General features: G+C 61.5%; 9 protein-coding genes. 6 read left to right on the forward strand and 3 right to left on the reverse strand.

The window, feature by feature from the left end:
* A partial coding sequence (locus ACFFAR_RS16390; RefSeq protein ID WP_375508139.1) for an AAA family ATPase occupies positions 1–194 on the reverse strand: 194 nt, incomplete at its 3' end.
* A gap of 323 nt (positions 195–517) precedes the next feature.
* Here ACFFAR_RS16390 and dapC point away from each other — a divergent pair.
* The 6 genes from dapC (at position 518) to cls (ending at position 6,637) form a co-directional block, all read left to right on the forward strand.
* Positions 518–1,741 carry a succinyldiaminopimelate transaminase gene (gene dapC / locus ACFFAR_RS16395; protein ID WP_174364267.1) on the forward strand — a complete coding sequence of 408 codons (1,224 nt, stop codon included), beginning with the start codon at positions 518–520 and terminating at the stop codon, positions 1,739–1,741.
* Between the two features lie 27 nt (positions 1,742–1,768).
* The gene (dapD, locus tag ACFFAR_RS16400; protein WP_375508140.1) at positions 1,769–2,596 is read left to right on the forward strand and encodes a 2,3,4,5-tetrahydropyridine-2,6-dicarboxylate N-succinyltransferase; all 828 of its coding nucleotides are present in this window, start codon (positions 1,769–1,771) and stop codon (positions 2,594–2,596) included.
* Positions 2,597–2,599: 3 nt separating this feature from the next.
* Positions 2,600–2,962 carry an ArsC family reductase gene (locus ACFFAR_RS16405; protein ID WP_174364266.1) on the forward strand — a complete coding sequence of 121 codons (363 nt, stop codon included), beginning with the start codon at positions 2,600–2,602 and terminating at the stop codon, positions 2,960–2,962.
* 103 nt (positions 2,963–3,065) lie between these two features.
* Complete coding sequence (dapE, locus tag ACFFAR_RS16410; RefSeq protein ID WP_174364265.1) at positions 3,066–4,205, forward strand: succinyl-diaminopimelate desuccinylase; 1,140 nt, start codon at positions 3,066–3,068, stop codon at positions 4,203–4,205.
* Between the two features lie 28 nt (positions 4,206–4,233).
* Entirely contained in the window at positions 4,234–5,118 is an 885-nt protein-coding gene (prmB, locus tag ACFFAR_RS16415; RefSeq protein WP_061999139.1) for a 50S ribosomal protein L3 N(5)-glutamine methyltransferase, read from the forward strand.
* 55 nt (positions 5,119–5,173) lie between these two features.
* Complete coding sequence (cls, locus tag ACFFAR_RS16420; RefSeq protein WP_172811924.1) at positions 5,174–6,637, forward strand: cardiolipin synthase; 1,464 nt, start codon at positions 5,174–5,176, stop codon at positions 6,635–6,637.
* 7 nt (positions 6,638–6,644) lie between these two features.
* Here cls and ACFFAR_RS16425 read toward each other — a convergent pair whose 3' ends face one another.
* The gene (locus tag ACFFAR_RS16425) at positions 6,645–7,571 is read right to left on the reverse strand and encodes a dihydrodipicolinate synthase family protein (protein WP_375508141.1); all 927 of its coding nucleotides are present in this window, start codon (positions 7,569–7,571) and stop codon (positions 6,645–6,647) included.
* Positions 7,572–7,596: 25 nt separating this feature from the next.
* The coding region (locus ACFFAR_RS16430) for a dihydroxy-acid dehydratase (RefSeq protein WP_174365091.1) at positions 7,597–8,891 on the reverse strand (1,295 nt) is incomplete at its 5' end.

The following is an 8,891-nucleotide window of genomic DNA, read 5'->3' on the forward strand; positions in this document are numbered from 1 at the left end:
CAGCGCACGGCGTCGATGATGTTGGACTTGCCGCAGCCATTCGGGCCAACCACGCCGACAAGCTGGCCTGGGACCTGGAAATGGGTGGGATCGACGAAGGACTTGAAGCCAGCGAGTTTTATCGAGGTCAGACGCACGGCGATATCGCTGATTGAAATGAATGCTGGAAACGGGCCGGCGAACCTCGTGTGCACGCATGTCCGTGCAGCGGGAGGCGTAAGACGCCGGTCGAAAACGCTCGGGCGGCGCGGGCTGGACCCTTGATCAAGACACTGCCCGGCGAACGATGACAATCATACCATCGCGCGGAATGATTTCTTTTCGCTCAAGGCGGACGCTTTGTGTATGTCTTTTATCGGCAATCGACCAGGCAGGTCAGCGGGCGTTCTTCTAGTCCGAATGGCCCCGCCATTGAAGTCGCAGGGCCGCCGGGAAAGCGCCCCGGGATATAATCGCAGCCTTGTCGTCTCACTGTCAGCCGCGACCTGACGCATGAACCCAGGGCATCGACCAAGCCGTGAATCCACTTCTCCAGAAACTTCAGCCGTATCCGTTCGAAAAGCTGCGCGCGCTGTTCAAGGGCGTCACGCCGCGGGCGGATTTCTCACCGGTCAGCTTTGGCATCGGCGAGCCGAAACACGCCACGCCCGCACTTATCCGCGAAGCTGTTGTCAATGCCATGGCGGGGCTGGCTTCCTATCCGGCCACCGCCGGGAGCGAGCCGTTGCGGCAGGCGATTGCGGAATGGACCAGGCAACGTTACTTGCTTCCCGCTGTCAGCGCCGCCACCGAGGTGCTGCCGGTTTCCGGCTCACGGGAGGCCCTGTTTTCGCTGGCTCAGACGGTGATCAACAGCCGTAGCGCCGCTGAACCGCCCGTCGTGGTGTGCCCGAATCCGTTTTATCAAATCTACGAAGGCGCGGCGTTGCTGGCCGGCGCCGAGCCGTATTTCGTGAACAGCGATCCGGCGCGCAATTTCGCCTGCGATTACTCGGCCGTACCGGACGCCATCTGGGCGCGCACGCAGTTGCTTTTCGTCTGCTCGCCGGGCAACCCGACTGGCGCCGTGCTCACACTCGACGACTGGCGCGAACTGTTCGCGTTGTCGGATCGCCATGGCTTCGTGATCGCGTCCGACGAATGCTATTCCGAGATTTATTTCGACGAAGCCACCCCGCCGCTCGGCGGTCTGGAAGCGGCGCACAAGCTCGGGCGCGGGTTTGAGCGCCTGGTGATGTTGTCGAGCCTGTCCAAGCGTTCGAACGTGCCCGGCATGCGCTCGGGCTTTGTCGCCGGCGACGCGGCCATCCTCAAGCAATTCCTGCTCTATCGCACGTATCACGGCGCCGCGCTCTCGCCCATGTTCCAGGCAGCGAGCGTCGTCGCGTGGAAAGACGAGGCGCACGTTCGCGAAAACCGCGCGCTCTACCTGAAGAAATTCACGACGGTGACGCCCATGCTCGCCGAGGTGCTTGACGTGCGCCTGCCCGACGCCGCGTTCTACCTTTGGGCGAACGTAGCGCGCACCGGCCTCTCGGACACCGAGTTCGCCGCACGCCTTTACGCCGACTATAATGTGACGGTTTTGCCGGGCTCGTTCCTGGCACGCGATGCCCACGGCACGAATCCCGGCAGCGGTTTTATCCGCATTGCGCTGGTCGCGGATGTCGACGAATGCGTGGAAGGCGCACAGCGAATCGTGGATTTCTGCCGCTCGCTGCACCGCTCATTCCCTTCTTAATCTCAGCACTCACTTTAAGTCACGACCATGTCGCAACAACTTCAACAGATCATCGATACCGCCTGGGAAAACCGCGCCGAGCTGTCGCCGAAAGCGGCGCCCGCCGAGGTACGCGACGCCGTCGCTCACGCAATCGAGCAACTCGACAAAGGCGCGCTGCGCGTCGCCGAAAAGCAGAACGGCAAATGGTTGGTCAACCAATGGCTGAAGAAGGCGGTGCTGCTGTCGTTCCGTCTTGAAGACAATGCGCCGATGCCCGCCGGCGGTTACAGCCAGTTCTATGACAAGGTGCCGTCGAAATTCGCCAACTACACCGCTGAAGATTTCGCAGCGGGCGGTTTTCGCGTCGTCCCGCCTGCCATTGCGCGCCGCGGTTCGTTCATCGCGAAGAACGTGGTGCTGATGCCGTCATACACGAACATTGGCGCGTATGTGGATGAAGGCACGATGGTCGATACCTGGGCCACGGTCGGTTCATGCGCGCAGATCGGCAAGAATGTGCACTTGTCGGGCGGCGTGGGGATTGGCGGCGTGCTGGAACCGCTGCAGGCAAACCCCGTGATCATCGAAGACAACTGCTTTATCGGCGCGCGTTCGGAAGTGGTGGAAGGCGTGATCGTCGAAGAAAATTCGGTCATTTCCATGGGCGTGTATCTCGGCCAGAGCACGAAGATCTATGACCGCGAAACCGGTTCGGTGACGTACGGCCGCATTCCGGCAGGTTCGGTGGTCGTCGCGGGCAATCTGCCTTCGAAGGACGGTTCGCACAGCCTGTACTGCGCGGTGATCGTGAAGAAGGTCGATGCGAAGACGCGCGCCAAGGTTGGTCTGAACGAGTTGCTGCGAGGCGATTGATCCATGGCCGCGAAAAAGATCGTCGTGTATGGGATTCCGAATTGCGACACCGTGAAAAAAGCGCGCGTGTGGCTGGAAGAACACGACGTGCCGTTCGAATTCCACGACTTCAAGAAGGCCGGTGTATCGACGGCGTTGTTGCAGGACTGGTTGAAGGACGTCACGCTCGACGAACTGATCAACCGTCGCGGCACGACGTGGCGCGGGTTGTCGGATACGTACAAGGACGAAGCGGGATCGACCGCCGGCGCGATTGCATTGATGATCCACAAGCCGTCGATCATCAAGCGGCCCGTGCTGGTCGTGAACGGCCGTGTGAAGTCGCTCGGGTTCGACGCCGAGAAGTACGAAACGCTGTTTTTTTGAAGTTTTGGCTTTGCATGCAGCGTCGCGCGCCAACGTAGCGCGCGTGAATCATTATCCCTGCCGGCCGCCGCGCCGGCATTTTTATTGAAAGTGGCTCGAAACCATGTCCGGCACCCTTCTTCTTTCCGAACAACTCATCGCGCGTCCGTCCGTCACGCCGGACGATCAACATTGCCAGAACGTGCTGATCGAGCGTTTGTCGGCGGTTGGTTTCGAATGCGAGACCATCGAGTCGGGCGGCGTCACGAACCTGTGGGCCGTCAAACGCGGCACAGACGGTACCGACGGCAAGCTGCTTGCGTTCGCCGGGCACACGGACGTGGTGCCGACCGGGCCGCTTGAGCAATGGACATCGCCGCCGTTCGAGCCGACACACCGCGACGGCAAACTGTACGGCCGCGGCGCGGCAGACATGAAGACGTCGATCGCGGCGTTCGTGGTGTCGAGCGAGGAGTTTGTCGCGGCGCATCCCACGCATCGCGGCTCGATCGCATTCCTGATCACGAGCGACGAAGAAGGTCCCGCGACCGACGGCACCGTCAAGGTGATCGAAGCGCTGAAAGCACGCGGCGAGCGGCTGGATTACTGCATCGTCGGCGAGCCGACATCCAGCGCCACGCTTGGCGACATGGTCAAGAATGGCCGCCGCGGCTCGATGTCCGGCAAGTTGGTCGTGAAAGGCGTGCAGGGTCACATTGCGTATCCGCATCTCGCGAAGAACCCGATCCATTTGCTTGCACCGGCGTTGGCCGAACTCGTCCAGACGCATTGGGACGACGGCAACGAATATTTCCCGCCGACCACGTGGCAGGTCTCCAACCTGCATGGCGGCACGGGCGCGACCAACGTGATCCCGGGTCACATCGAGTTGATGTTCAATTTCCGCTTCTCCACGGCGAGCACGGTGGAAGGCTTGCAAAGCCGCGTCCACGCGATCCTCGACAAACACGCGCTCAACTACGACCTCGCATGGAGCGTCAGCGGCCTGCCGTTCCTCACGCCGCGCGGCACGTTGTCGGGCGCGCTGGAGCAGGCCATTCTCGATGAAACCGGCGTTCGCACCGAACTCTCGACCACCGGCGGCACGTCGGACGGCCGCTTTATCGCGCAGATCTGCGAGCAAGTCGTCGAATTCGGACCGCCCAACGGCAGCATTCACAAGATCGACGAGCATGTCGAGATCGCGTTCATCGATCCGTTGAAAAACGTGTACCGGCGCGTGCTCGAAACCTTGCTCGCCTGATCCAAACCACTCTTTAAAGGAGCCTGCGATGGCGCTTCCCTTCACCACCGTACGCGATCTGCTGCGCTTTGCCGTCTCGCGATTCACCGAGGCAAAGCTGTCGTTCGGGCACGGTTCATCGAATGCATTCGATGAAGCCGCGTACCTCGTCCTGCACACCTTGCACTTGCCGCTCGACACGCTCGACCCGTTTCTCGACGCCCGTCTGCTCGACACCGAAATCGACGCCATCATGAAAGTGATCGAGCGGCGCGCGAAAGATCGCGTGCCCGCGGCGTACATCACGAACGAGGCGTGGATGCACGGGCATCGTTTTTACGTCGACGAACGCGTGATCGTGCCGCGGTCGTTCATTGGCGAATTGTTGCAGGACGGCTTGCAGCCGTACGTGCAGGACCCCGACGAAGTCTCGCGCGTGCTCGAACTCTGCACCGGCTCGGGCTGTCTCGCGATTCTCGCGGCGCAGGCGTTCCAGAATGCGGATATCGATGCCGTCGACATCTCCGCGCCAGCGCTGGAAGTCGCGCACCAGAACGTGGACGACTACGACCTGGATTCGCGCATCGCCCTGTACGAAGGCGACTTGTTCGCGCCGCTGCCCGGCGGCCGTTACGAGGTCATCATCACGAACCCGCCCTACGTCAACGCGCTCGCCATGCAGTCGTTGCCGGCCGAGTACCGTCATGAGCCTGAACTCGCGCTTGCCGGCGGTGCGGACGGCATGGATATCGTGAAGCGGATCATTGGCGAAGCGCGAAAATGGCTGACCGAGGACGGCGTGCTCGTGATCGAGATCGGCAACGAACGCGCGAACGTGGAAGCGACGCTCGGCGGCCTGGACATGGTCTGGCTTTCGACCAGTGCCGGCGACGACAACGTGTTCCTGATCCAGGCTGCCGACCTGCCGGCCTGATGTCCAACGCAGGACTCCAGCACCACTAGAGCACGCTCACGGGCCGACCGCGCACATGCATATTGAATGGCAGGACTGGCTGCATCTAGGCACGTTTGTCATCATCGCCCACTTGCTCGGCGTGATGGCCGCGTGCCATGCGGTGCTCAACACGCGCACGTCACAGGGTGCGGTTGCGTGGGCAGTGTCGCTCGTCGCCATGCCGTATTTCACGCTCATCCCGTATCTGTTCCTTGGGCGCAGCAAGTTCGCGGGGTATATCGACGCAAGGCGCCTCGAGAACGAAATCTTGCGCAAAAGCGCGCATCCGACCGAATGGAATTTCCCCGATGAAGCCGCCCGCCTGCGCGGCGTGGCGCCCGGCGATCCCGCCGAATATCTTGGACACCCGACTATTCGCGCGCTCACGCGTCTGAGCGGAATGCCGTTCTTGCGCGGCAATTCGGTACGCGTGCTGATCAACGGCACCACGACTTTCGATGCAATTTTCGAGGCCATTGAAAAAGCAAAGACTTATGTGATCGTGCAGTTTTTCATCGTTCGCGCCGATGAACTCGGGCTGAAGCTGAAAGACCTGCTGATCAGGAAAGCACAAGAAGGCGTGCGGGTTTATTTCCTGTACGACAGCATCGGCAGTTTCGATTTGCCGCATCGCTACGTGAACGCGCTTCGCGCCGGCGGCGTGCAGACGCATCCTTTCGCGACCAAGCGAAAATTCGTCAATCGCTTTCAGATCAACTTTCGCAATCATCGAAAGATCGTCGTCGTGGACGGCGAACGTGCGTTTGTCGGCGGGCACAACGTTGGCGTGGAATATCTGGGCGGCAATCCGCGCTTGTCGCCATGGCGCGATACACACATTGAAGTGCGCGGGCCGGCGGTCGCGAGCATCCAGTTCGTGTTCATTGAAGACTGGTATTGGGCGACGCAGCGCATTCCGGAAGTCGAGGCCTCGAAGGTCTCTGAAAAAGACATGAGCTGTCTCGTGCTCGCAAGCGGTCCCGCCGACCGGCAGGAAACGTGTTCGCTGTTTTTTGTCGAAGCCATCAACGCGGCGCGTTCGCGCATATGGATCACGACGCCCTATCTCATCCCCGATGAAGCCGTGTTCTCCGCGTTACGCCTTGCCGTGCTGCGCGGCGTGGACGTGCGCATCCTGATTCCGAGCCGGCGCGATCATCGGGTGGTGTTTGCCGCGTCGAAGTTGTATGCCTACGATGCGTTGCTCGCCGGCGTGCGGATCTTCCGATACCGGCCGGGCTTTTTGCATCAGAAAGTGGTGCTGGTCGACGACATGTCGGCGGCGATCGGCAGCGCGAACCTGGACAACCGCTCGTTCCGCCTGAACTTCGAAATCATGGTGCTGACGGTGGACCAGAGCTTTGCCGCCGAAGTCGAAAAGATGCTGCTTGACGACTTCGCGCAATCGTGGGAAATCAGCCGCGACGATTACCTTGGTGCGCCCCCTCTGCGGCGCATGGCCATGCATGTCGCGCGGCTTTTTTCGCCTATTCTTTAGGCTGGCATTATCCCGCGTAGGGCCCAAGGCTGTCGGCAAAGCGCCGTGCACAATCGAGGCCGAAGGCCGTAGGCGCCATACCGCGATCGTGACTGACCTCAAACCCCATTCGCCATGCCGCAATGCGCTTGCCGTAACACGTTAGGGCATCGAGCGACTGCATCACGAAAACGATCGCCGGCAATACAGCTTCGTAAAGCTGCTGCGCCTCAGCCGGATCGCGCTCGTAAGCCTGGAAAATGCTCACCTGATGATCGAAGCTGTCCGGCGCCACGATCATCCCCGCGCAGCCGGAGCGCAGGTTATCCAGCAACTCCTGTCCGCCGCGCCCGTTGAACACAGGCATGGCGCTGCCGGACCTGCGCAAGCATTCGATCGTGGCGTGCAGCACCGTCGCCGCGCCCTCGCCTTTCAACCACCGGAAGTTCGGACATTGCCGCGCAAGTTCCGCGATCGATTCCGGCGACAAACCCACTCCAAGATACTCCGGCGCATTCTGGATACCCGCACCGGCGGTCTTGTTCAAACCGCTCATGACCGAAGCGAAGAAGTCGAAATAGAATCGCTCGGGCTGGGTGCGAGCCGACGGCGGTTGCAAGATCAGCCATTGCGCACCATGGGCGATGGCCCAGTTGCCAAACTCGATCTGCGTCTCAGGGGTCTCGCCTGTGACGGTCACGGCGAGCGGCACGCGCGAAGCGATGTCCTGATGCGCCCAATCCACGATCTGCTCGCGTTCGCTACGAGACAACCGCTGCACTTCGGTCGCGAGACCCAGCACCACGATGCCAGGCGCGCCCGCCGCGATGGTCCGCTCGACCTGAGTGCGCATTGCGTTGCGGTCGAGCTGGTTGCTGTGATCGAAATAAGCGTAGAGGACCGGCCATATGCCGGCCGGCGAGTTCGCAGGCAGTGTTGCGCGGGTCAATTCCATATGCGTGACTCCTTAAGGCTGTAGTTCAATGCGAGTCACGCGGCACGGGCGCGCCGCTTGCCCCGACCAGGAAATCGAGGTCCGCGCCCTGATCCGCCTGCAGCACATGATCGACGTAGAGTTTCACGTATCCACGCAGCGGAGATGCCGGTTTCCGCCACGCCGCCCGCCGCCGTTCGAGTTCTTCATCCGAAACCTCCAGGTGCAGCCGCCGCGCTTTGACATCGAGCTCGATCATGTCGCCGGTCTGCACGAACGCCAACGGACCTCCGGCAGCCGCTTCCGGCGACACATGCAGCACGACCGCGCCGTATGCAGTGCCGCTCATCCGGCCATCGGAGATGCGCACCATGTCGGTAATGCCCTTTTGAAGCACCTTTTTCGGCAGCGGCATATTGCCGACTTCGGCAAATCCCGGATAACCCTTCGGCCCCGCGCCCTTCAAGACCATCACGCAGTGCTCGTCGATATCGAGCGCTTCGTCGTCCACTTTCGCGTGCAGTTCTTCCACGTTCTCGAACACGACCGCCCGGCCACGATGCTTGAGCAAATGAGGCGTCGCTGCCGACGGCTTGATCACCGCGCCGTTTGGTGCGAGGTTTCCCTTCAGCACGGCAATGCCCGCTTTCTGCTTGAACGGCGCGGCGAACCGCGTGATGACCTTCTCGTCGTCATTGCGGGCGTTCGAGACGTTGTCCCAGATCGTCTTGCCGTTCACCGTAAGCGCGTCCTTGTGCAGCAAACCGTGTTCGCCCAGTTCCCTCAGGACGGCCGGCAAGCCGCCTGCATAGTAGAAGTCCTCCATCAGAAATTCGCCCGATGGCTGCAGGTTCACGAGGCATGGCACATCCGAACCGAGCTCCCAGTCCTCCAGCGTCAACGGCACACCGATGCGCTTTGCGAGCGCAATCAAATGCACCACGGCGTTGGTCGAGCCACCAATCGCCGCGTTCACGCGAATCGCATTTTCAAATGCTTCGCGTGTAAGGATCCGGTCCATCGTCAAGTCCTCGCGGACCATATCGACGATTCGCCGTCCCGCCATGTGCGCGAGCACCTGACGCCGGGCATCGACGGCAGGAATCGCCGCGTTGTGCGGCAGGCCCATGCCGAGCGATTCGACCATCGACGCCATCGTGGAAGCCGTGCCCATGGTCATGCAATGGCCGCGCGAGCGGTTCATGCAGGACTCCGCTTCCGTGAACTCCTCCTGCGTCATCGTGCCCGCACGCACCTCTTCCGACATCTGCCATACGCCGGTTCCCGAACCAATCGGCTTGCCGCGATACCGGCCGTTGAGCATCGGTCCGCCGGAGACTG

It is taken from the genome of uncultured Caballeronia sp. (assembly GCF_964243625.1).
GTDB lineage: Bacteria > Pseudomonadota > Gammaproteobacteria > Burkholderiales > Burkholderiaceae > Caballeronia.